At 69.9% G+C, this 22,448-nt stretch carries 20 protein-coding genes; 10 read left to right on the top strand and 10 right to left on the bottom strand.

The genetic code is table 11. From position 1 onward, the window contains the following. Nucleotides 1–24: 24 nt before the first annotated feature. From OG214_RS10310 to OG214_RS10285, 6 genes are all read right to left on the bottom strand, one after another. On the bottom strand, nt 25–96 hold the full coding sequence (locus OG214_RS10310) for a putative leader peptide (protein ID WP_309544753.1): 72 nt from the start codon (nt 94–96) through the stop codon (nt 25–27). A gap of 47 nt (nt 97–143) precedes the next feature. After that, nucleotides 144–1,772: an FAD-dependent monooxygenase gene (locus OG214_RS10305; RefSeq protein WP_363084661.1), complete on the bottom strand. Its 1,629-nt coding sequence runs from the start codon at nt 1,770–1,772 to the stop codon at nt 144–146. A 143-nt stretch (nt 1,773–1,915) separates the two neighbouring features. Next, nucleotides 1,916–2,821 carry an amino acid ABC transporter permease gene (locus tag OG214_RS10300; RefSeq protein WP_405984581.1) on the bottom strand — a complete coding sequence of 302 codons (906 nt, stop codon included), beginning with the start codon at nt 2,819–2,821 and terminating at the stop codon, nt 1,916–1,918. Then, nucleotides 2,818–3,492: an amino acid ABC transporter permease gene (locus OG214_RS10295; RefSeq protein ID WP_363084663.1), complete on the bottom strand. Its 675-nt coding sequence runs from the start codon at nt 3,490–3,492 to the stop codon at nt 2,818–2,820. The genes OG214_RS10300 and OG214_RS10295 overlap by 4 nt, the downstream gene beginning before the upstream one ends. 83 nt (nt 3,493–3,575) lie before the next feature. Then, the gene (locus OG214_RS10290) at nt 3,576–4,403 is read right to left on the bottom strand and encodes a glutamate ABC transporter substrate-binding protein (protein ID WP_405984580.1); all 828 of its coding nucleotides are present in this window, start codon (nt 4,401–4,403) and stop codon (nt 3,576–3,578) included. Between the two features lie 179 nt (nt 4,404–4,582). Then, on the bottom strand, nt 4,583–5,368 hold the full coding sequence (locus tag OG214_RS10285; protein ID WP_363084665.1) for an amino acid ABC transporter ATP-binding protein: 786 nt from the start codon (nt 5,366–5,368) through the stop codon (nt 4,583–4,585). 250 nt (nt 5,369–5,618) lie between these two features. Between OG214_RS10285 and OG214_RS10280 the strand changes: the two genes are divergently transcribed. Next, entirely contained in the window at nt 5,619–6,332 is a 714-nt protein-coding gene (locus OG214_RS10280) for a response regulator transcription factor (RefSeq protein ID WP_405984579.1), read from the top strand. 6 nt (nt 6,333–6,338) lie between these two features. Further along, nucleotides 6,339–7,730, top strand: a complete 1,392-nt coding sequence (locus tag OG214_RS10275) for a sensor histidine kinase (protein WP_405984578.1) — start codon at nt 6,339–6,341, stop codon at nt 7,728–7,730. A gap of 34 nt (nt 7,731–7,764) precedes the next feature. On the opposite strand, the gene OG214_RS10270 is transcribed toward OG214_RS10275, so the two are convergent. Beyond that, nucleotides 7,765–8,055 carry a hypothetical protein gene (locus OG214_RS10270; protein WP_405984577.1) on the bottom strand — a complete coding sequence of 97 codons (291 nt, stop codon included), beginning with the start codon at nt 8,053–8,055 and terminating at the stop codon, nt 7,765–7,767. An 84-nt stretch (nt 8,056–8,139) separates the two neighbouring features. Further along, on the bottom strand, nt 8,140–9,153 hold the full coding sequence (locus tag OG214_RS10265) for a TAXI family TRAP transporter solute-binding subunit (RefSeq protein ID WP_405984576.1): 1,014 nt from the start codon (nt 9,151–9,153) through the stop codon (nt 8,140–8,142). Between the two features lie 162 nt (nt 9,154–9,315). On the opposite strand from OG214_RS10265, the gene miaB reads away from it, so the two are divergent. Together miaB and OG214_RS10255 are read left to right on the top strand one after the other, a co-directional pair. After that, nucleotides 9,316–10,833, top strand: a complete 1,518-nt coding sequence (gene miaB / locus OG214_RS10260; protein ID WP_405984575.1) for a tRNA (N6-isopentenyl adenosine(37)-C2)-methylthiotransferase MiaB — start codon at nt 9,316–9,318, stop codon at nt 10,831–10,833. Between the two features lie 172 nt (nt 10,834–11,005). Next, the gene (locus OG214_RS10255) at nt 11,006–11,770 is read left to right on the top strand and encodes a class III extradiol dioxygenase subunit B-like domain-containing protein (protein WP_405984574.1); all 765 of its coding nucleotides are present in this window, start codon (nt 11,006–11,008) and stop codon (nt 11,768–11,770) included. A 132-nt stretch (nt 11,771–11,902) separates the two neighbouring features. On the opposite strand, the gene OG214_RS10250 is transcribed toward OG214_RS10255, so the two are convergent. Continuing rightward, complete coding sequence (locus OG214_RS10250; protein WP_363086046.1) at nt 11,903–12,154, bottom strand: antitoxin; 252 nt, start codon at nt 12,152–12,154, stop codon at nt 11,903–11,905. 311 nt (nt 12,155–12,465) lie between these two features. Between OG214_RS10250 and miaA the strand changes: the two genes are divergently transcribed. The 6 genes from miaA (at nt 12,466) to hflX (ending at nt 20,931) form a co-directional block, all read left to right on the top strand. Beyond that, nucleotides 12,466–13,404 carry a tRNA (adenosine(37)-N6)-dimethylallyltransferase MiaA gene (gene miaA, locus OG214_RS10245; protein WP_363086047.1) on the top strand — a complete coding sequence of 313 codons (939 nt, stop codon included), beginning with the start codon at nt 12,466–12,468 and terminating at the stop codon, nt 13,402–13,404. Between the two features lie 125 nt (nt 13,405–13,529). Next, nucleotides 13,530–13,967 (top strand): hypothetical protein, encoded by a 438-nt coding sequence (locus OG214_RS10240; RefSeq protein ID WP_405984573.1) that lies wholly within the window; start codon nt 13,530–13,532, stop codon nt 13,965–13,967. A gap of 123 nt (nt 13,968–14,090) precedes the next feature. Further along, the gene (dapF, locus tag OG214_RS10235; protein ID WP_405984572.1) at nt 14,091–15,023 is read left to right on the top strand and encodes a diaminopimelate epimerase; all 933 of its coding nucleotides are present in this window, start codon (nt 14,091–14,093) and stop codon (nt 15,021–15,023) included. A gap of 244 nt (nt 15,024–15,267) precedes the next feature. Continuing rightward, a complete protein-coding gene (locus OG214_RS10230; protein ID WP_363081385.1) occupies nt 15,268–17,379 on the top strand; it encodes an HD domain-containing protein in 2,112 nt (703 codons plus the stop codon). Between the two features lie 227 nt (nt 17,380–17,606). Then, nucleotides 17,607–19,316 (top strand): M1 family metallopeptidase, encoded by a 1,710-nt coding sequence (locus OG214_RS10225; protein ID WP_405984571.1) that lies wholly within the window; start codon nt 17,607–17,609, stop codon nt 19,314–19,316. A 124-nt stretch (nt 19,317–19,440) separates the two neighbouring features. Next, nucleotides 19,441–20,931 carry a GTPase HflX gene (gene hflX / locus OG214_RS10220; RefSeq protein WP_363081387.1) on the top strand — a complete coding sequence of 497 codons (1,491 nt, stop codon included), beginning with the start codon at nt 19,441–19,443 and terminating at the stop codon, nt 20,929–20,931. 238 nt (nt 20,932–21,169) lie between these two features. On the opposite strand, the gene OG214_RS10215 is transcribed toward hflX, so the two are convergent. Next, the gene (locus OG214_RS10215; RefSeq protein WP_363081388.1) at nt 21,170–22,396 is read right to left on the bottom strand and encodes a hypothetical protein; all 1,227 of its coding nucleotides are present in this window, start codon (nt 22,394–22,396) and stop codon (nt 21,170–21,172) included. Nucleotides 22,397–22,448 lie beyond the last annotated feature (52 nt).

Raw genomic sequence — 22,448 nt, 5'->3', positions numbered from 1 at the left:
GAGCGCGTGAAGAGAAAGGGCGAATCAACAGGACGGGCGACACACGCAGCCCGCGTAGCGGACCAGGTCCATATGGACCCTCCGCCACAGGCGCACATCGGTGTCAGTCACGTTCCGGAGTACACCATGTGCGCCCGCGTCGGTCAATTGATGTTCGCAGTGCGGTCGGTCGATGCCGCCTCGGAAGGCCCCGAACGGGCGGAGGAACGACCGGACGGAGCGCCTCCGCGCGCCGCGTCGGCCGCCGCGTACAGATCGGCCGGACGCACTCCGCCGAAGGCCGTGACGAGGTGCCCGTCCGGCCGTACCAGCAGCACGCTGTGCGCGGACGCGCCCGGATACGCCTCGGTGACCAGCAGCTCCGCCCGTACCGGCAGGGCGTCCACCGCCGCCGCGAGCCGGGGCATCACCCCGGCCGTCAGCCAGTGCCGCCGGTCCCACACGCCCGTACCGGGCGCGACCAGCACCACCAGGAGGTGTCCCCGTCCGAGCCGGTCCCCGAGCCGTACGGTCGTCCCGTCCGGCGCCGTGACCAGCACATCCGCGACCGGACCGCCCGGGGGCGTGCCCACGGCGGTGTGCGCCTCGGCGTACGGAGGCGCGAGGGGGGAGTGCGGATAGGACGGCGGTGCTCCCAATGGCCCGTGCCCCAGATGCCCGTCGGCGAGCAGGGTGTCATGTCCACGCGCGCCCGGCATATACGTACGCAGCCCGCTGCCACCCCGCAGTATCGGCAGCGACTGGTCGGCGGCGCGCAGCCGGGAGGCGACGGCGGTGCGCCGCTCGGCCTGGTAGCTGTCCAGCAGGACCTCCGTCGCGCCCCGGTGCCAGTCCTCGGCCAGCTTCCAGGCGAGATTGGAGACGTCACGCAGCCCCTCGTCGAGCCCCTGGGTGCCCACCGCACCCAGCAGATGGGCCGCGTCCCCGGCGAGAAAGGCCCGCCCCACCCGCCAGCGCCTGGCCAGCCGGTGGTGCAGCGTGTAGACGCCCGTGTCGAGCAGCTCGTACGGCGGTGTCGCACCGCACCAGCCGGCCAGGGTGTCCCGTAAACGCGTCACCAGCGCGTCGGGCGTGACCAACTCGCCGCGCGCGGGCAGCAGCCAGTCGAGCCGCCACACACCGTCCGCGAGGGGCCTGGCGGAGACCTCCTCGCCGCCGCTGGGCCAGGGCGGCTGACGGTGCAGCAGCGCCTCGCCGGGCCAGGGAAGATCGACACGGAGCGCCGCGACGGCGTGCCGCTCCACCGCCGTACGCCCCGGAAAGCGGATGTTGAGCAGCTTGCGGACCGTGGACCGGGCGCCGTCGCACCCCACGAGATGGCTGCCGCGCCACCAGGTCGCCCCCGGCCCACGCGTGTGCACGGTGACCCCGCGGTCGTCCTGCTCCAGTGAGTCGAGCCGGTTTCCGGAGACGAGCTGTACGAGCTCCTGGCCCGCGATGGCGTCCCGCAGTCCGCGCGCGAGCGCGTGCTGGGGAATGTGCAGCGGCGCGGGGGCGCCGTTCTCACCGCCGAGCGGCAGCTCCCGCATGAGCTGCTTGCGCCGCATCAGCCGCCAGCCGGTCCAGTGGGTGCCCTGCTCGTCGAGGGTGGTGCAGCCGAGCCGGGCCAGCAGGGCGGTGGTGTCGGGCCGCAGTATGGCGGTCCTGGCCGGACGCTGTTCGTCCGTACCCGAGCCCTCGTCGAGGACGACGGCCGGGACTCCCTGCGCGGCGAGGGCCAGGGAGAGCGCGAGTCCGACGGGGCCCGCGCCGGCGACGATCACCGGGTCCACGGCGCGACCCCTCCGGCCCGTGCGGTCTTGCGGTCAAGGGCGGTAGGAGCCCGGTACGTGATCACAGAACGTATGCAACCTACTGGGGGTGCTTGCGTCAAGCGACGGCCTGAGCGGCGCGTACACCCCCTGTCCCGTCCGCCTCAGGCGCCGCTGCCGTCCGGGGTGCGCCCCACAACACTGGCCTGTTGTACATCATCGGGACCGAGCGTGGCGCCCGTGCTCTTCTTGCCCCGGCGCAGCCGCTGCTCCAGCCAGCCGGCGAAGGTGGTGAGCAGGAAGTTCAACGCGATGTACATCAGCGCGATCACGGTGAACGCGGCGATGGTGTTGGCACCGTAGTTCGCGGTGATCGTGCGGTTCTGCGAAAGCAGTTCGCTCAGACCGAGGATCGCGCCGCCGAGCGCGGTGTCCTTGACGATCACCACGAGCTGGCTGACCAGCGCGGGCAGCATCACCGTCACCGCCTGGGGCAGCAGCACATACGCCATGGCCTGGCCCTTGCGCATACCTATGGCCTTCGACGCGTCGATCTGGCCTCTCGGCAGCGAGAGGATGCCGGCCCGGACGATCTCGGCCATGACCGAGGCGTTGTAGAGCACCAGGCCCGTGACGACGGCGTACAGCGGCCGCAGGTCCGAGGAGACATCGGTGAACTGCACGTAGAGCTGACTGGCGAAGACCATCATCAGCAGGACCGGGATCGAGCGGAAGAACTCGACGACGACCCCGGCCGGTACCCGGACCCAGACATGGTCGGACAGCCGGCCGATACCGAGCAGCGCGCCGAACGGCAGGGCTATCACGATGGACAGCGCCGCGGCCCGGAGCGTTTCGCCAAGTCCCGGCAGCAGATAGGTCGTCCACACCTCGGAGTCCGTGACGAACGGACTCCACTTCTCCGAGTCGAGCTGGTGCTTGTCGGCCATGGCGGCCAGCACCCACCACGTGGCGAACGCGAAGAGCACCACGAACACGATCGTGTAGATAATATTGCGCCGCTTGGCGCGGGTACCGGGAGTGTCGTACAGAACGGATGTGGCACTCATCGCTTCACCGCCACTCGCTTGCTGACCCAGCCCAGGATCAGGCCGGTCGGAAGGGTGAGAACGATGAATCCGAAGGCGAACACCGCGAAGACCGCGAAGAGCGCGCTGCTTTCGTTCTCGATCATTGTCTTCATCAGCGCCGAGGCCTCCGCGACACTGATCGCCGAGGCGACCGTGGTGTTCTTGGTCAGCGCGATCAGCACATTGGCCAGCGGCGCCACCACGGAACGGAACGCCTGCGGAAGGATTATCAGCGTCAGCACCTGGAAGAAGCTCAGCCCCAGAGCGCGGGCCGCTTCCGCCTGCCCGACGGGCACGGTGTTGATACCGGAGCGCAGCGACTCACAGACGAAGGTGCCGGTGTAGGCGACCAGTCCGAGGACCGCGAGCCGGAAGCCCATGGTCTTGAAGTCCTCGCCGCCGAGGGTGATCTGGAGGGTCTGGCCGAGCCCCAGTGAACAGGCGAGGATGACCACGGTCAGCGGCGTGTTGCGGACCAGATTGACGTACGCGGTACCGAAGGTACGCATCAGCGGCACAGGACTGACACGCATCCCGGCCAGCAGCGTTCCCCAGATGAGAGAACCAACTGCGGAGTAGAGGGTGAGCTGCACCGTCACCCAGAAGGCGCCGAGCAGGTCGTACTGCCCGGAATCAAGAAAGTCGAACACGATGCCCCGCGCTCTCCCCTGGTTGGCTGGTCGGTACGCGCCGCCGGACGGGCCGGCGGCGCGTCACTCCTGTCTCGGATGCCTCAGCTGATCGCGGGGGCGGGCTCGTTCTTGTAACCGGCCGGACCGAAGTTGGCCGTCACGGCCTTCTGCCAGGAGCCGTCCGACTCCATCTTCTTGAGGGCGTCGTTGATCTGCGTCAGCAGCTCGGTGTCGCCCTTCTTGAGGCCGATGCCGTAGTTCTCGTCGCTGAGCTTGAGGCCCGCGAGCTTGAACTTGCCCTGGTGCTCCTGCTGCGACGCGTAACCGGCGAGAATGGAGTCGTCCGTGGTCAGCGCGTCAACGGCCTTGTTCTCCAGACCGGTCAGGCACTCCGAGTAGCCGCCGAACTCCTGGAGGTCGGCCTTGGGCGCGAGCTCTTCCTTGACGTTCTGCGCCGAGGTGGAGCCCGTCACCGAACAGAGCTTCTTGGAGTTGAGGTCCTCGGCCTTGGTGATGGAGCTGTCGTCCGAGCGGACCAGCAGGTCCTGGTGGGCGAGGAAGTACGGGCCGGCGAAGTCGACCTTCTTCTTGCGCTCGTCGTTGATCGAGTAGCTGGCGACGACGAACTTCACATCACCGTTGGAGATGAGGTTCTCGCGCTCGGCGCTGGGCGACTCTTTCCAGACAATGTCCTTGGCGTCGTAGCCCAGTTCCTTGGCGACATAGGTGGCGACGTCGACGTCGAAGCCCGCGAAGGTGCCGTCCGGCTTCTTCAGACCGAGGCCGGGCTGGTCGAACTTGATACCGATGGTGATCTTGCCACCACCGTCGCCGCCGGCGTCGTCGCTGTTCTCACCACCGCACGCGGTCGCGGTCAGGGAGAGGACGAGAGCCGCAGCGGCGGCCGCGCTTGCCTTGTGAAGCTTCATGCGTGAACTTCCCTCGGGTGAGACGTGGACGAACAGGTTCCGCCGAACTCGGTGGAACCCTGGGACGCGGTGGAGCCGTGCGACTCGGTCGAGCGGTGGAACTCGGCGGAGCCACCTGACTCGACAGAGCCGTATGAAGAGCGCCGTATGAAGAGCGGGGATCAGTGGAAGAGCCGGGATCAGTGATGCAGGATCTTCGACAGGAAGTCCTTGGCACGGTCGCTGCGCGGGTTGCTGAAGAACGCGTCGGGTGTGGCCTCTTCGACGATCCGGCCGTCCGCCATGAAGACGACCCGGTTCGCCGCGGAGCGCGCGAAACCCATCTCATGGGTGACGACGACCATCGTCATACCGTCACGCGCGAGTTGCTGCATGACTTCCAGCACTTCATTGATCATCTCGGGGTCGAGCGCGGAGGTGGGCTCGTCGAAGAGCATGACCTTCGGGTCCATCGCCAGCGCCCGCGCGATCGCGACACGCTGCTGCTGACCACCCGAGAGCTGGGCCGGGTACTTGTCGGCCTGCGAGCCGACGCCCACCCGGTCGAGCAGTGAACGCGCCTTCTGCTCCGCGTCCTTCTTGTCCGACTTGCGGACCTTGATCTGGCCCAGCGTGACGTTCTCCAGCACCGTCTTGTGTGCGAAGAGGTTGAACGACTGGAAAACCATGCCGACATCGGCGCGCAGCCGGGCGAGTTCGCGGCCCTCCTCCGGCAGCGGCTTGCCGTCGATCGAGATCGCGCCCGAGTCGATGGTCTCCAGACGGTTGATGGTGCGGCACAGTGTGGACTTGCCGGACCCGGAGGGCCCGATCACGACCACGACCTCGCCACGGGCGATGGTCAGATCGATGTCCTGGAGCACATGCAGCGCGCCGAAGTGCTTGTTCACGTTGCTCAGTACGACCAGGTCGCCCGTCGCCGGCACGGCGTCCTCGGTGCCCTTGGTCACTGACACTCCGCTCATCGGCTTCTTGCTCCGTCCTCCTCGGTTGGGAGGACCTTAGTCACGCAATGCGATCAGCGTCATCAGATCTGAGCTGGAATTGAGCATAACGATCCGGCCGCAACCGGACACACCGTGTGAAGACGGCACTGCGGGGAGTACCGGGTGGGTAACGGAAACCTTGGTGTAACGGGAAGACTCTTGACTGGCACGACACCATCGGAGTGGATGCCCGAATACCTTGTGCGACCACCACCGAGAGAGGGGGCCCGTGAGACTGCTGCTCGTAGAGGACGACGATCATGTCGCCGCTGCCCTGGCGGCCGTGCTCGCCAAGCATGGATTCCAGGTCGTGCACGCCAGGAGCGGCGAGGAGGCGCTCCAGGCGCTGCTGCCCGCCGCCGGCGCGGGCAAGGAACCGTTCGCGGTCGTCCTGCTCGACCTCGGCCTGCCCGACCAGGACGGTTACCAGGTCTGCGGAAAGATACGGAGACTCACCTCGACCCCGGTGATCATGGTGACCGCGCGGGCCGACGTACGGTCGCGGATCCACGGTCTCAACCTCGGCGCCGACGACTATGTGGTCAAGCCGTACGACACCGGTGAACTGCTGGCGCGGATCCATGCCGTGAGCCGGCGCCGTGCGAGCGAGGAGGAGCCGGGGCCGACGGCCGAGGTTGCCCAGCGGCTCGGACGTCTCACGCTGGAACTGCCCACCCGGCGGGTCAGCGTCGACGGGGAGCCGGTCCAGCTCACCCGCAAGGAGTTCGATCTGCTGGCTCTGCTGGCCCAGCGCCCCGGGGTCGTTTTCGGGCGGGAACAGATCATCAGCGAGGTGTGGCGGACCAGTTGGGAAGGGACGGGCCGGACGCTCGAAGTCCATGTGGCGTCCCTGCGCGGCAAGCTCGGGATGCCCGCGCTGATCGAGACCGTCCGGGGTGTGGGCTACCGGCTGGTCGTCCCGGCCACACGTCAGGGACCGTAACGTCCCGTGAGTTCCCGACTTCTGCCGCTGCTCATCATCCTCATGGCGGGCGTGCTCCTCGCCCTCGGCTTCCCGCTCGCCGTGAGTGTGGCCGGCGCGCAGCAGCAGCGTGTCGTCGTCGACCGGATCGACGACACCACGCGGGTCGCGGCGCTCGCCCAGCTCGTCGCCGAGGGCAAGGCGGGCACCGTCGAGCGGCGTGAACTGCTGACGGAGGAACTCACCCGCTACCACGAGGTGTACGGGATCAAGGTCGGCGTCTTCTACCGCGACGACGAGGCCATGGCGAGCGCCCCGAGGGGGTGGAAGGTGCCCCTGGAGGGGGAGGGGCGCCAGTCCTTCAAGGAGGCCCTGCTGGGCCGCCGCAGCGACGATCCCGAGCAGGTCTGGCCCTGGCAGAACCGCAGGCTCATCGTCGACTCGCCGGTGGTACGGGACGGAGACGTCGTCGCGGTCGTGGTGACCGACTCGCCGACCGGGCAGATGCGTTCACGCATTCTCAAGGGCTGGCTGGTGATCGCCGCGGGCGAGGCGGCGGCCATGCTGCTCGCCGTGGGGGCCGCGATCCGGCTGACGGGCTGGGTGCTCAGACCGGTACGGGTACTGGACGCGGTGACCCATGACATCGCCACCGGCCGGATGAACTCCCGGGTGGCGGCGGCCGGAGGGCCCCCGGAACTGCGGCGGCTGGCCAGTTCGTTCAACGAGATGGCCGACAACGTCGAGGATGTGCTGGAGCAGCAGCGCGCCTTCGTGGCCGACGCCTCCCACCAGTTGCGCAATCCGCTGGCCGCCCTGCTGCTCCGCATCGAGCTGCTCGCCCTCGAACTGCCCGACGGGAACGAGGAGATCGCCTCCGTCCGTACGGAGGGCAAGCGCCTCGCCCAGGTCCTCGACGATCTGCTGGATCTGGCCCTGGCCGAGCACACCCCCGCCGATCTGAGGCTCACCGACATCGGTGAACTCGCGGCGGAGCGGGTCGCCGCCTGGCGGGCGCTCGCCGAGGAGAAGGGGGTCCGGCTGACCGAGCACCGTGCGGCGGTCACCGCCTGGACCGACCCGATCGCGCTCTCCAGCGCCCTGGACGCCGTCATCGACAACGCTCTGAAGTTCACTCCGGCGGGTGAAGAGGTCACGGTCACGGTCACCCGTAACGGTGAAACCTCCATGATCGTCATCAATGACGGCGGCCCCGGACTCACGGACGACGAGATGGCCCGGATCGGTGACCGCTTCTGGCGCAGCAACCGCCACCAGAACATCAAGGGGTCGGGGCTGGGACTGTCCATCTCACGAGCGCTGCTGGCGGCGGGCGGCGGCTCGATCACCTACGCGCACGGCGAGCCGCGAGGACTGCGGGTGACACTGACCGTCCCGAGAGCCTCCCCCGCGTCCTGACGGGTGACCTTCCTGCGCGTGACGGTGGGTCGTATCAGGTCGGGCCGGCTGAGGTCGCCACGGCCACCTCGCGCGGGACGGCGAGGCGCGCTGCGGTGCCCGGGTGGTCGTAGGCCGCCGCCAGCGGCCGGTCGGCCCAGGCACAGGCGCCCGAGAGGAGCGACGAGTAGGCCATGACCGTCAGGTCGGGCTCATGGCGCGCGTAGTCCAGCAGTTCCGGAGTGGGCGCGCTCCCGCTTTGGTCGAGAGCAGCACCTCTTCCCGTACGCGGCGGCTCCTCGGCCAGCGGCCGATGGTCCGATGTCCTGCCGGAAAACCGAGCCAATCCGGCGGGGCGGGAAGGTGGGTGGGGGGAGAGATGCGGGCGGGAACCCGGGGCGGGACGTGGGCCGGAACGCGGTGCCAGGGCTCAGGGCTTGACCGAGCGGTAGTAGCGCTTGGCGCCCTCGTGCAGCCGCAGGGGGGCCGTGTAGATCGCCGTCCGCAGATCCACCAGTTGCGCGGGATGCACCTCCTTGCCGATGCGGTCCCTGCTGTTGATCACGGTCCGCGTGAAGCCCTCCGTAAGACCGGCGTCCATCCGGTCCGTCGTGACCAGCAGATTCGCCACCGCGACCGTCGATACGGGCGTGCCCTTCTGCGCGCTGCCGTAGGCGTCGGCGGGGATCACCGCGGAGCGGTAGTAGCGGGAAGCGGCCTCGCCCGAGGCATGGAGCCGGGCCACGAGGTTCGCGTCCAGCGGCACCAGTCGGATGTCATAGCGCTGCCACAGGAGGGTCACGGCACCGGTGGGCAGCCCGCCCGACCAGAAGAAGGCGTCCAGATCGCCCCGTTCGAGCAGACCCGGCATGGTGTCGATGCCGGCCGGGACCGGGGTGATGCCGTGCTTGGGGTCGAGTCCGGCGGCCGTCATGACCCGGTCCGCTATCAGCCGTACACCCGATCCCTCCTGTCCCACCCCCACCTTCTTGCCGCGCAGACCGGCGACCGAGCGAATTCTGGAATCCTTGGCCACGACGAGCTGTACGTAGTCGTCGTACAGCCGGGCACACCCGCGCAGCCGGTCCGCACCCGGCTTGCCGTCCTCCTGGTACTTGGCGACGGCGTCGGCGGTGGCCACCGTGAAGTCGGCCTCCCCGCTCGCCACCCGCGCGAGATTCTGCTGCGAACCCTCGCTGGTCGTGAGCCGTATCGAGACATCCGGCAGATCGCGCCCGAGGTCCTCCTTGAGCAGCGATCCGTACCGCTGGTAGACCCCGCTGGTGACCCCCGTACTGAAGGTGACCGACCCGCTCGGCGCCGACGCCCCGATCGGCAGCAGCCACCACGCCAGCAGCCCGAGCAGCACCACCACCGCGGCGGCGCCCTGGAGGAGCCGGCCACGTCCGGTACCCCGACTCGTGCGGGACAGAACGGCGAACATGCCGCGATCCTGCCAGTTCACTCCCCGCCAGGACCAGGGCCTCTCCCCAGGGCTTCTTCGAGGATCTCTGCGCGGGCTCCTCCCGAGGGCCTCTCCGTGCCCGGCCGGACCACCGGGAGGCTCCCGGACCGGGGGGTCCCGGGCACCGCCTACCCTTGTCGCATGAGCAGCAGCGACCGGAGCCGGACAGTGGGCGACAACCGAACGTACGAGGTACGCACCTACGGGTGTCAGATGAACGTCCACGACTCCGAGCGATTGTCGGGCCTGCTGGAGGGAGCCGGATACGTCCGCGCGCCCGAAGGGGCCGACGGGGACGCCGACGTCGTGGTCTTCAACACCTGCGCCGTGCGGGAGAACGCCGACAACAAGCTGTACGGCAACCTCGGCCGGCTCGCCCCCATGAAGACCAAGCGGCCCGGTATGCAGATCGCCGTCGGCGGCTGTCTGGCGCAGAAGGACCGCGAGACCATCGTCAAGCGCGCGCCCTGGGTCGACGTTGTCTTCGGTACGCACAACATCGGCAAGCTGCCCGTGCTCCTGGAACGCGCGCGTGTCCAGGAGGAGGCGCAGATCGAGATCGCCGAGTCGCTGGAGGCGTTCCCCTCGACGCTGCCGACCCGGCGCGAGTCCGCCTATGCCGCGTGGGTCTCCATCTCCGTGGGCTGCAACAACACCTGCACCTTCTGCATCGTCCCCGCGCTGCGCGGCAAGGAGAAGGACCGCCGCCCCGGTGACATCCTGAGCGAGATCGAGGCACTGGTCGCCGAGGGCGTCTCCGAGATCACGCTGCTGGGCCAGAACGTCAACGCGTACGGGTCCGACATCGGCGACCGCGAGGCCTTCTCCAAGCTCCTGCGGGCCTGCGGCGCCGTCGAGGGGCTGGAGCGCGTCCGCTTCACCTCACCGCATCCGCGCGACTTCACGGACGACGTCATCGCGGCGATGGCCGAGACGCCCAATGTGATGCCGCAGCTCCATATGCCGCTCCAGTCCGGCTCGGACACCATCCTGAAGGCGATGCGCCGCTCGTACCGGCAGGACCGCTACCTCGGCATCATCGACAAGGTGCGCGACGCCATCCCGCACGCCGCCATCTCCACCGACATCATCGTGGGCTTCCCCGGCGAGACCGAGGAGGACTTCGAGGAGACCATGCGGGTGGTGCGCGAGGCGCGCTTCGCGCAGGCCTTCACCTTCCAGTACTCGAAGCGCCCCGGGACACCGGCCGCCGAGATGGACGGGCAGATCCCCAAGGAAGTCGTCCAGGAGCGCTACATGCGGCTGTCCGCCCTTCAGGAGGAGATCTCCTGGGACGAGAACAAGAAGCAGGTGGGCAGGACGCTGGAGGTCATGGTCGCCGAGGGCGAGGGGCGCAAGGACGGTGCCACCCACCGGCTCTCGGGACGTGCTCCCGACAACCGGCTCGTCCACTTCACCGAGCCGGAAGAGGAGGTGCGCCCCGGCGATGTGGTGACCGTCGAGATCACCTACGCCGCTCCGCACCATCTCCTGGCCGAGGGACCGACGCGGAAGGTACGCCGTACCCGCGCGGGCGACGCCTGGGACAGGCGGAACGCGGCGCCCGCCGCCAAGCCGGCCGGGGTGCTGCTCGGGCTGCCCACGGTCGGCGTGCCCGCTCCGCTGCCGGCCGCGACGGGCGGGTGCGCCGTCGGCTGACGGACTCACCGGACGGGCCGGACTCACCGGCCTGGCGGGACCGACCGGACTGGCGGGACCGAACGGACGGACCGGACCGGCGGGACCGAGGGCGGGCGAGGGAGCGGGCGGGGCTATACAGGGCTGGACCGTACGTGGTCACGCCCGGTCACGCCCGCGTTAGGGTTCGATCATGCTGGTCGCCGCTGCCGTCTGTCCTTGTCCGCCGCTGCTCGTGCCCGCCGTGGCCGCGGCGGCGGCCCCCGAACTGGACGCGGTGCGCGCCGCGTGTTCGGACGCCCTCGCGGTCCTGGCCGCCGCCCGCCCTGATCTGCTGATCGTCGTCGGGCCCGCCGAGCGGGACGGCCGGGGGCCGCATCCGCAGGGTGCGGTCGGCTCCTTCCGGGGCTTCGGCGTGGACGTCGAGGTCGTCCTCGGCGGGACCGGCTCGGGCGGGACCGGCCCCGGCCTGGTGGGCGCGGGCGAGGCAGCCGGAGTCGAGGAGCGTGCCGAGCGTGTGCTCCCTCCCTCCCTCGCCGTCGCGGCCTGGCTGCTGGAGCGGGTCCGCTGGTCCGCCGCCCCTGTCTCGGGACTCGGCGTGGGGGAACCTCTCGCGGCCGAGCGGTGTATTCAGGCCGGGAAGGAGATCGCGGCGCGGTCCGACCGGGTGGCACTGCTGGTGATGGGCGACGCCAGCGCGTGCCGTTCGGTGAAAGCGCCGGGATATCTCGACGAGAGGGCGGCCGGATTCGACGAGGAGGTGGCACGGGCCCTGGCGGCGGCCGATGTGACGGCGCTGAAGGCACTGGACGCGGAGCTGGCGTCCGCTCTCAAGGCGGCCGGGCGCGCGCCGTGGCAGCTTCTCGCGGGCGCGGCCGAGGGGGCGGGGCTGCACGGTGAGCTGCTGTACGACGCCGCGCCCTACGGCGTCGGATACCTGGTCGCGACCTGGTCCTAGAACCGGACCTGGTCCTGGGGCCCCGGTCGGTCTGTCGTCCGTCAGTCTGGCGTACGTAACGCAGCCTGGCGTACGCAACGGCCGCGCGGTGCCCGGAAGCGCCGCGCGGCCGTTCCCAGCCGTTGCCGAGGATCAGGAGGCGGGCGGTGGCGGGGGTGGGGGAGCGGTGTCGTCGCCCTTGTGGGCGAGCCGACCCAGAGCGTTCTTCGCCTTACCCGTACCCGAATCGATCTTGTTGCTGTACTTGCCCTTGGTCTTCTGATCGACCGTCCGGGCGGCCTTGTCCAGCCCGTGCTCGATCTTTCCCCCGTGCTGCTGCGCGAGGTCGGAGACCTTGTCCCTGGCCGGAGCGATCTTGGCCTTCAACGAATCCATGAAGCCCATGGCCCACCTTCCCTCGGAGGAGACAACAGACTGCGCGAGGGGTCGGCCGTCCGGGTGGCGGCCTCTGCCTCGTCGCTGACGTCACGGACACGGCTGCTGACTTCCGGCGAAACCGTGAAGAAACACCCATATCTCCTCCATATAATACTCGGGAGGCCGAAATTCCGCGCTGCCCGGAGCGTTCTCTCGCGCCGCCCAGGGGCACCGGCGGGAAAACCGACGGCCGGAACGTCGCGAAGGCAACGAATCCGGCTGTGTGCCGTCACTTAACTCGTTCGGGTAAGGGCTTGCGGGTTTGCAAGACTGTGGCAGTGAGAAGCGCAGCTACCGCACCGCGGGTCATCGCCGTCGTCGGTCCCACCGCGGCCGGCAAGTCCGATCTGGGCGTCCATCTCGCCCGGCAACTCGACGGTGAGGTCGTCAATGCCGACTCCATGCAGCTCTACCGGGGAATGGACATCGGAACCGCCAAGCTGACGGGCGAGGAACGCGCCGGTATCCCGCACCATCTGCTGGACATCTGGGATGTCACCGAGGCGGCCAGTGTCGCCGAGTACCAGAAGCTCGCCAGGGCGGAGATCGACCGGCTGCTGGCAAAGGGCCGTACCCCCGTTCTGGTGGGCGGCTCGGGGCTGTACGTACGGGGGGCCATCGACGCCCTCGATTTCCCCGGCACCGATCCCGAGGTGCGGGCCAGGCTGGAAACGGAGCTGAGCCTGCGCGGCTCGGGCGCCCTGCACGCCCGGCTGTCCACCGCCGACCCCCAGGCGGGCCGTGCGATCCTCCCCAGCAACGGCCGCCGAATCGTCCGGGCGCTGGAGGTCATCGAGATCACCGGCAAGCCGTTCACCGCCAATCTGCCCGGCCATGACGCGGTCTACGACACGCTCCAGATCGGCGTCGACGTCGCCCGGCCCGAGCTGGACACCCGGATCTCGCAGCGGGTGGACCGCATGTGGGAGGCCGGACTCGTCGACGAGGTGCGCACGCTGGAGACCCGGGGACTGCGCCGGGGGCGCACGGCCTCACGCGCGCTCGGGTATCAGCAGGTGCTCGCGGCGCTCGCGGGGGAGTGCACGGACGACGAGGCGCGCGCCGAGACCGTACGGGCCACCAAACGCTTCGCGCGCCGCCAGGATTCCTGGTTCCGCCGCGACTCACGGGTGCACTGGCTGGGCGGCGGAACGGAGCAGCGGGAGGAACTGCCGCACCGGGCGCTGGCGTTGGTCGAACGAGCGGTCACAGCCTGATCACGTGATGGCATCGGGACGCTCCGCTCGTCCTTGCTGTCCTCCCGGGCGTGCCATCATCGAGCATCGATCGACCATCGGGCATCGATCGGCCAGTGGAGTCCGGATGGGGAGGGCGCGTGGCGATGGCGGCCGGCCCTCGTGACAGAGAACCAGCGGGACCGGACACGCGGGACGACGCCCCACGGCTGAGTCCCGACGGACCGGAGGAGGAGACCGCGACCCCCGAGGTCGAGGTCGAGCTGCGTCCGCAGCGCCGGCTGCGGATCTGGCAGCTCGCGCCCATCGTGGGGCTCGCGGCGATCGGTTCCCTGATGTTCGCCTTCCCCCTCGCCTTCGGTACCGGGGACGGCGGAGCGGTCGTCGCCATGCTGGGACTCCTGATCAGTTGCTGCGCGGCGGGCTGGGGCATGATGGCGGCCCGTAAGGTCGGCCACACCTGGCCGGGGCTGCCGACCCGTACCTCCGGTGAACGTCCCGACTGGCGGGTCATCGCCTTGTATGTGACCGTGGCCGCCGCCCTGGTCGCCCTCGCCGTCTGGCGGGTCGCCCGGCTGCGCTGAGCCGGAAGTCCGGCCGGCCGTGGAATGGCGCGGGACCGCAAACCCGATCGGCCGCCGAGTGGCGCGGGACCGGAAGTCCGGTCGGCCGCCGAGTGGCGGCGGGTGTCGGTCCCTGCTCGTACGATGGGTCCCGTGAGCATCTCGCAGACCGCCCCTCTCGCCTTCCTCAAGGGCCATGGGACCGAGAACGACTTCGTGATCGTCCCCGACCCGGACAACACCATCGATCTGCCCCCGCGCGCTGTGGCCGCCCTCTGCGACCGCAGGTCCGGCATCGGTGGCGACGGAGTGCTGCATGTCGTACGGTCCGCCGCGCACCCCGAGGCGCAGGACATGGCGGCCGAGGCCGAATGGTTCATGGACTACCGCAACGCCGACGGATCCATCGCCGAGATGTGCGGCAACGGCCTGCGGGTCTTCGTGCGCTATCTCCAGCGCGCCGGTCACACGGCGGCCGGGGATCTGGCCGTGGCCACCCGCGGCGGGGTGAAGAAGGTGCATCTCGCCAAGGGCGCGAGCGCCCAGGGCTCCGCCCGTCCGGAACACCCCGGTGACGGCGACATCACGGTCCACATGGGGCGGGCCGTGCTCCCCGAGGACAGCGCCACGGTCACCGTCGGCGGTCGCGCCTGGCCCGCCCGTAACGTCAACATGGGCAACCCGCACGCGGTCGCGTTCGTCGACGATCTCGCACACGCCGGGAATCTGTTCGCCGAACCGCGTGTGAGTCCCTCGTCCGTCTACCCGGACGGAGTGAATGTCGAGTTCGTCGTCGCCCGCGGCCCGCGCCATGTCGCGATGCGGGTGCATGAGCGCGGCTCGGGCGAGACCCGCTCCTGCGGTACGGGCGCCTGTGCCGTGGCCGTCGCCGCGGCCCGCAGGGACGGCGCCGACCCCTCGGTGACCGGCGCCCCCGTCACCTACACCGTGGATCTCCCCGGCGGCCGGCTGGTCATCACGGAGCGGCCGGACGGCGGGATCGAGATGACCGGGCCCGCCGTGATCGTCGCGGAGGGCCATATCGACCCGGCCTGGCTCGGAGCAGCGTCGGCCTAGTGCTGTGGCCGGCAAACCTTCCCGGCCACAGCGCCAGAGACCCCGGGGAGCTTCCCGGGAGCGTCCGTGGAGTTCCGCGGGAGCCCGCGTAGAGCTTCCCGGGAGCTTCGCTCGAATGGGTGATCCGTTTCACGCCGGGCAGGAGCGGGACTGCTCCACGTGGTGGGCTCGGTAGCATCAAGCACCGGCCCGGAGGGCGTTGCCCGTTCTTCGCGTCGCCGGTCGAAGCTGTCCGGAGGTGCCCATGAGTGCAGAGGCCACCAACCCTGGTGCCCACAGTCGGAGACGCGGCCTTCCCAGGATCGACCTCCGCAGACTCGGCAGGGCCGCGTTACTGGGACCCGCCTCCAGGGACCGGCTGCCGGACGCGATGGGCCATGTCGCGGACGCACACCGCGCCCACCACCCGGACGCCGACCTCTCCGTACTGCGCAAGGCCTATGTCCTCGCGGAGAGTTCGCACCGCGGGCAGTTCCGCAAGAGCGGCGAGCCGTACATCACACACCCCCTGGCCGTGACCCTGATCCTGGCCGAACTGGGCGCCGAGACGACGACCTTGACCGCCTCGCTCCTCCACGACACCGTCGAGGACACGGACGTGACGCTCGACCAGGTGCGGGCGGAGTTCGGCGACGAGGTCTGCTATCTGGTCGACGGCGTGACGAAGCTGGAGAAGGTCGACTACGGCGCCGCCGCCGAGCCCGAGACCTTCCGCAAGATGCTCGTCGCCACCGGCAACGATGTCAGGGTGATGTCGATCAAGCTCGCCGACCGGCTGCACAATATGCGCACCCTCGGTGTGATGCGTCCGGAGAAGCAGGCCCGTATTGCCAAGGTCACCCGCGATGTCCTCATCCCGCTCGCCGAACGCCTGGGCGTCCAGGCGCTCAAGACCGAGCTGGAGGATCTGGTCTTCGCGATCCTCCATCCCGAGGAGTACGCCCACACCCGGGCCCTCATCGCGGACAACGCCACCGCCGGCGACGCTCTCGCGGCCATTTCGGAGGACGTCAGACGAGTGCTGCGCGAGGCGGACATCCCCGCCGAAGTGCTCGTGCGGCCACGGCACTTCGTCTCCGTACACCGGTCCAGGCTCAAACGCGGCGAGTTGCGCGGCACGGACTTCGGCAGACTGCTGGTGCTGGTCGGTGAGGACGCCGACTGCTACGCGGTCCTGGGCGAGTTGCACACCTGCTTCACCCCGGTGATCTCTGAATTCAAGGACTTCATCGCGGCGCCCAAGTTCAATCTGTACCAGTCGCTCCACACGGCCGTCGCGGGGCCCGACGGAGCGGTCGCCGAAGTCCTCATCCGTACACACCAGATGCACAAGGTCGCCGAGGCCGGAGTCGTCGCACTCGGCAATCCCTACGCGTCGGTCGACAGCGCGGAGCCCGCGGACGGCGCGGCAGCGACGGCGGGCGCGGAACCGTACGACGGCGAGCGCGCCGATCCGACCAGGCCCGGCTGGCTCTCCCGGCTGCTGGAGTGGCAGCAGGCGGCACCCGACCCGGACACCTTCTGGACGACACTCCGGGCGGACCTCGCGCAGGACCGGGAGATCACCGTCTTCCGCGCCGAGGGCGGGCTGCTCGGACTGCCCGCCGGGGCGACCTGTGTGGACGCCGCGTACGCACAGCACGGAGAGGCCGCGCACGGCTGTCTGGGAGCGCGCGTCAACGGGCGTCTCGCGCCCCTGAGCACGGTGCTGAGCGACGGCGACACGGTCCAGCTCCTGCTGGCCCAGGACGCGGCCTCGGGGCCCTCGCCCGAGTGGCTCGACCATGCCCGTACGGCCGCCGCCAGGATCGCGATCACCGGCTGGCTGGCGGCGCACCCCGAAGCGGTGGGTACGCCCGACGCCGCGCCCCGGGCGTCCCACGCGCTCACCGCGGACCGGCGCGGAGCCGCCAACGCCGTGGTGGACCTGCCGGGAGCGACCGTACGGCTGGCCGGCTGCTGCACCCCCGTACCGCCGGACGCCGTCACCGGATTCCCGGTCCGCGGCGGTGTCGTCAGGGTCCACCGGCAGGAGTGCCGGGCGGTGGAGCGGATGCGCGCCCTGGACCGCGAGCCGGTCGCGGTGAGCTGGGGAGACGCGCCGGAGTGTCAGGTCACGCTGTACGTGGAGTCCTTCGGGCGGCCCCGGCTGCTCGCCGATCTCACGGAGGCCATCGCCACGGCGGGCGCCGCGATCGTCTCGGCCACCGTGGAGCCGCCCAGCGAGCAGCGCGTACGGCACACATACACGCTGGGTCTGCCCGACGCGGCGGGTCTGCCCGGACTGATGCGGGCGATGCGTGATGTACCGGGCGTGTACGACGTCAGCCGCGCCCAGCATCCGGCGACGGCGTGAGGGGCGGTGGCGGACAGGGCGCGACCGGCTGAGCAGTCGGGGCGGGTGTCCGTCGGCCGTAGGGGAGTACGGCAAGAACGCGGACGTCAGCGGAGCCTGAGGGAACGCGGACGTCAACACTGCGACAGACGGCATCCGGCGGGCTTCACCGCTCTGACCTGCCCCTTTCGGGTGGGTGCGGAGCGCGCCGTCGGTGTAGGCCGGTCGGGCGCTGATAGCCGTGGTCCATGCTGTTCACCTCCCGCCGACTGCGCGCCGCTCTGCTGGCCGCCGCCTCGGCCACTCTTGTCGCCGCGACGCTCCCCCCGCCCGAGCCGCTCGGTATCGGCGATCCGCTCTTCCCGCACCTCGGCAATCCCGGTTACGACGTACTGACCTATGACCTCGACTTCACCTACCGCGGGGACAACACCAAGCCCCTGGACGCCATCACCAGGATCGGCGCGCTCACGACCCAGCGGCTGAGGCGGATCAATCTCGACTTCACCCAGGGCACGGTCCGCTCCGTCGATGTCAATGGAGCGCCCGCCGAGTTCACGACAGCCGGCGAGGATCTGGTGATCACACCGGACGAGGCGGTCGACGCGGACACGCGTATGGCGGTCACCGTTCATCACACCAGTGACACGCATGGCAAGGAGGGCGGCTGGGTCCGTACCACCGACGGGCTGGCGATGGCCAACCAGGCCGACGCGGCGCGCCGTGTCTTCCCCAGCAACGACCACCCTTCGGACAAGGCCTACTTCACCTTCCGTGTCACCGCCCCCGAGCGGCTGACGGCGGTGGCCAACGGGCTGCCCGAGGCGACATCCCGCCGCGGCGGGACCACGACCTGGACCTATCGCACCCGTCACCCCATGGCCACGGAACTGGCCCAGGTCTCGATCGGCGACTCGGCCGTCGTCCACCGCGAAGGGCCGCACGGACTGCCCGTACGGGACGTGGTGCCGGCCGCCGACCGCGAGAGGCTGGAGCCCTGGCTGAAGAAGACACCGGCCCAACTCCGCTGGATGGAGCAGCAGGTGGGGCCGTACCCGTTCGAGACGTACGGTGTGCTCATCGCGGGCGCCGACACGGGCTTCGAGCTGGAGACACAGACGCTCACGCTCTTCGAACGCTCCCTGTTCACGCGTCCCGAGTACCCCGCCTGGTACGTCGACTCGGTGATGGTCCATGAGCTGGCCCACCAGTGGTTCGGGAACAGCGTCTCGCCCCGCACCTGGTCGGATCTCTGGCTCAACGAGGGGCACGCCACCTGGTACGAGGCGCGGTACGCGCAGGAGTTCGCCAAGCAGTCGCTGGAGACGCGGATGCGGAAGGCCTATTTGCGCTCCGACACCTGGCGCGCGGCCGGCGGCCCTCCCGCCGCCCCCGAGCCCCCGACACCGGGGCAGCAGATCAGCCTCTTCCGGCCGGTGGTGTACGACGGGAGCGCCCTGGTGCTCTACGCGCTGCGGCAGGAGATCGGTGAGAGCGCCTTCGGGCGGCTGGAGCGCGACTGGGTACGGATCCACCAGGACGGGACGGCGACCACCGCGGACTTCACCTCGCTCGCGTCGCGGATCGCGGGGCGTGATCTGTCGGCCTTCTTCACCGCGTGGCTGTACGGGCGGAAGACTCCGCCGATGCCGGGGCGTCCGGACTGGCGGAGCGAACCGCCCCGGGCCCAGCAGACGTCGCCCGGAGTGAGTGGGCACACTCCGCCCGGCGCCACCGCCCCTGCCACCGCCCCGGCGACCCCCGCGCCTGCGCCTGCCACGGCCACGACCGCCGCCACGGCCACCGAGCAGACCGCTCCCGGTGGCGGCCGAGCGACGGCACCCGGTGCGAGCGGGACGACCGCACCCAGTGACCGTGACACCGCCCGGGACTCACGGCACCGCCCGGGATCCGTCACCGCGCCGTTCCTCCTGGAACCGTCCGGCGACGGAGCGTGAAACACGAGTGACGGCCGGGCGGAACCGTGTCACCATCGACATGTCGGCGACGCGGCGGGGAATCATTCCGGTTCGTCACGCGTTGTGACTGCTGTAACAGACTCTCATTCGACGTAAGGATCCAATGACCTCCTCTTCATCCCCTTCCCAGGACGCGCGGGATTTCGCGGACCTCCGCACGGACAGCCTTCGAGCCGATGCCCTGATGGAAGAGGACGTCGCCTGGAGCCACGAGATCGACGGAGAGCGGGACGGCGACCAGTTCGACCGCTCCGATCGTGCGGCGCTGCGGCGAGTGGTCGGCCTCTCCACCGAGCTGGAAGACGTCACCGAGGTCGAGTACCGACAGCTTCGCCTGGAGCGGGTGGTGCTGGTCGGTGTATGGACCTCGGGGACCGTGCAGGACGCGGAGAATTCCCTCGCGGAGCTCGCGGCACTCGCCGAGACGGCGGGTGCGCTGGTGCTAGACGGTGTGATCCAGCGCCGTGACAAGCCCGATCCGGCCACCTACATCGGCTCCGGCAAGGCCCAGGAGCTGCGGGACCTGGTGCTGGAGAGCGGCGCGGACACCGTCGTCTGCGACGGTGAGCTGAGCCCCGGCCAGCTCATCCATCTCGAAGATGTCGTCAAGGTCAAGGTCGTCGACCGTACGGCCCTGATCCTGGACATCTTCGCCCAGCACGCCAAGTCCCGTGAGGGCAAGGCGCAGGTCGCGCTGGCCCAGATGCAGTACATGCTGCCCAGGCTGCGCGGCTGGGGCCAGTCGCTGTCCCGGCAGATGGGTGGCGGCGGCGGTGGCGGTATGGCCACGCGTGGCCCTGGTGAGACCAAGATCGAGACGGACCGGCGACGGATCCGCGAGAAGATGGCGAAGATGCGCCGGGAGATCGCGGAGATGAAGACCGGCCGCGAGATCAAGCGGCAGGAGCGACGGCGCAACAAGGTGCCGTCGGTCGCGATCGCCGGATACACCAACGCGGGCAAGTCCTCCCTGCTCAACCGGCTCACCGGCGCGGGCGTGCTGGTGGAGAACGCGCTGTTCGCCACCCTCGACCCGACCGTGCGCCGGGCCGAGACACCGGGCGGCCGGATCTACACCCTGGCCGACACGGTCGGATTCGTCCGGCATCTGCCGCACCACCTCGTCGAGGCGTTCCGTTCCACGATGGAGGAGGTCGGTGACTCCGATCTGATCCTGCATGTGGTGGACGGCTCGCACCCCGTGCCGGAGGAGCAGTTGGCCGCCGTGCGCGAGGTGATCCGCGATGTGGGCGCGGTGAACGTACGCGAGATCGTGGTGATCAACAAGGCCGATGCCGCCGATCCGCTGGTCCTCCAGCGGCTGCTGCGTGCGGAGCGGCACGCGATCGCCGTCTCGGCCCGCACGGGCATGGGAATCGGCGAGCTGCTCGCGCTGATCGACGCCGAACTGCCCAGGCCCGAGGTCGAGGTCGAGGTGCTTCTGCCCTATACACAGGGCGGTCTGGTCTCGCGTGTGCACGCCGAGGGCGAGGTGCTCTCCGAGGAGCACTCTCCGGAGGGCACGGTGCTCAAGGCGCGTGTCCATGAGGAGCTGGCCGCGATGCTGGCTCCCTATGTGCCGGTGGCCCGCTGACCGTACGGACGCCGGACATGGCGTAGTCATGACGACGGAGGCCCGTCCCCCTCTCGCGAAGAGGGGGACGGGCCTCCGTCATGATCACTTCCCGGACGATGGCCGGGTGACCGCCGGATGACTGCCGACCGACGGAAGAGCCCGGCCGGAAGAGCACGTCGTCGGGATCCGTCGGGGTCCGTCGGGACGACCTGCCCGTGGGGGCCTCGGCTCTACGCCCGAGGCCCCCGGAGGTCCGTCACTGACCCGCGAACTTCTCGCTGACCCCGTCGTAGATGCCCTTGGCGACATCACCGAGGCGCGGGCCGGCCAGCCAGCCCGCCGTCACCGGGCCGATGGAGGTGTTGGAGACCAGCGCGGGCTCGCCGTCCTGACCGGTCGCGACCCAGCCGCCACCGGACGAACCGCCCGTCATGGTGCAGCCGACGCGGTACATCGTCGGGTCGTCGGCGTTCAGCGACAGCCGGCCCGGCTTGTCCTCGCACTGGAAGAGCTTCTGGCCGTCGAACGGCGGCGCCGCCGGGTAGCCCGTCGCCGTCATGCTCTCGATGTTCGGAGTGGCCGGAGCGTTGAACTCCACCGGCAGTGCCGAACCGACCGTCTCCTCCAGCGACTTGCCGTCACTGCCCTTCTCCGGGGTGACATGGATCACCGCGAAGTCGTACGGGGCGCCCTGACCGCCGGTCGAGGCGCCCTGGGCTATCCACTGCTCGGAGGTCTGTGCCCAGTCGGCCCACCACACGCCGTGCGGTGCCACCTTCTCCTTCGCGGCGCTCTCCAGTTCTGCCCCCGACAGCCCGTCGTTGTTGTACGACGGGACGAAGGCGAGGTTGCGGTACCAGCCGCCGCTCTTGCCCGCGTGCACACAGTGGCCCGCCGTCCAGACCATGTTGGACTGACCGGGGTGGGCGGGATCCTCGACGACGGTCGCCGAGCAGACCATCGAACCCCCGGGCCCGTCGAAGAACAGCTTCCCCGCCTCGGCGGCGTTGTCCCCGTACGGCGTGTTCACCGGCTGCGCGGTGACCGGCTGCGGTGTCGGGTCGGTGACTCCCTCGTCGCCGGAGATGTCCTGCTCCTCGACGGGCCGCTCGGGGGGCTTCTCCGCGTCCCGCATCCGGTCCGGGTCCCAGAGGTCCTCGATGATCGGGTTGACGAAGTCCCTGGCCTCACGGAGCCACTTGTCCTTGTCCCAGTTCTTCCACTCGCCGCCCCGCCACTTGTCCAGGTCGATCCCGTGCTCCTTGAGCCGGTCCTTGAGCTCGTCTGGAATCGTGATCTTGCCGTCGGACGACAGACCGCCGGAGTCACCCGGCTGGACGGCGGCGTTCTCCTCGCCGGTGCCGCAGGCGGTGGCCGTCAGCGCGAGCGCCACCGCGATCGAGGCCGCGGCCAGGGCTGGGGAGAATCTGCGCCGTGTGCTCCTCCCACGGCGTGCGGCGAGCGTCGGGCGAATGGGTCGCATGGCGTGATCCCCCTGGGACTTCGGAACAGTTCGGAACAGTTCGTACGGAAAG

Origin of the sequence: Streptomyces sp. NBC_00872, assembly GCF_045161915.1 — a bacterium.
Taxonomy (GTDB): Bacteria; Actinomycetota; Actinomycetes; order Streptomycetales; family Streptomycetaceae; genus Streptomyces.
Note: the sequence above shows the minus strand (reverse complement) of the source record. Positions and strands in the feature narration are given on the sequence as shown.

Coding starts and splice junctions, on each gene's coding strand:
- OG214_RS10300 (WP_405984581.1), bottom strand. CDS start 2,821: ATGAGTGCCACATCCGTTCTGTACGACACTCCCGGTACCCGCGCCAAG.
- OG214_RS10290 (WP_405984580.1), bottom strand. CDS start 4,403: ATGAAGCTTCACAAGGCAAGCGCGGCCGCCGCTGCGGCTCTCGTCCTC.
- OG214_RS10285 (WP_363084665.1), bottom strand. CDS start 5,368: ATGAGCGGAGTGTCAGTGACCAAGGGCACCGAGGACGCCGTGCCGGCG.
- OG214_RS10265 (WP_405984576.1), bottom strand. CDS start 9,153: ATGTTCGCCGTTCTGTCCCGCACGAGTCGGGGTACCGGACGTGGCCGG.
- miaB (WP_405984575.1), top strand. CDS start 9,316: ATGAGCAGCAGCGACCGGAGCCGGACAGTGGGCGACAACCGAACGTAC.
- OG214_RS10255 (WP_405984574.1), top strand. CDS start 11,006: ATGCTGGTCGCCGCTGCCGTCTGTCCTTGTCCGCCGCTGCTCGTGCCC.
- OG214_RS10250 (WP_363086046.1), bottom strand. CDS start 12,154: ATGGGCTTCATGGATTCGTTGAAGGCCAAGATCGCTCCGGCCAGGGAC.
- OG214_RS10240 (WP_405984573.1), top strand. CDS start 13,530: ATGGCGGCCGGCCCTCGTGACAGAGAACCAGCGGGACCGGACACGCGG.
- dapF (WP_405984572.1), top strand. CDS start 14,091: ATGGGTCCCGTGAGCATCTCGCAGACCGCCCCTCTCGCCTTCCTCAAG.
- OG214_RS10230 (WP_363081385.1), top strand. CDS start 15,268: ATGAGTGCAGAGGCCACCAACCCTGGTGCCCACAGTCGGAGACGCGGC.
- OG214_RS10225 (WP_405984571.1), top strand. CDS start 17,607: ATGCTGTTCACCTCCCGCCGACTGCGCGCCGCTCTGCTGGCCGCCGCC.
- hflX (WP_363081387.1), top strand. CDS start 19,441: ATGACCTCCTCTTCATCCCCTTCCCAGGACGCGCGGGATTTCGCGGAC.
- OG214_RS10215 (WP_363081388.1), bottom strand. CDS start 22,396: ATGCGACCCATTCGCCCGACGCTCGCCGCACGCCGTGGGAGGAGCACA.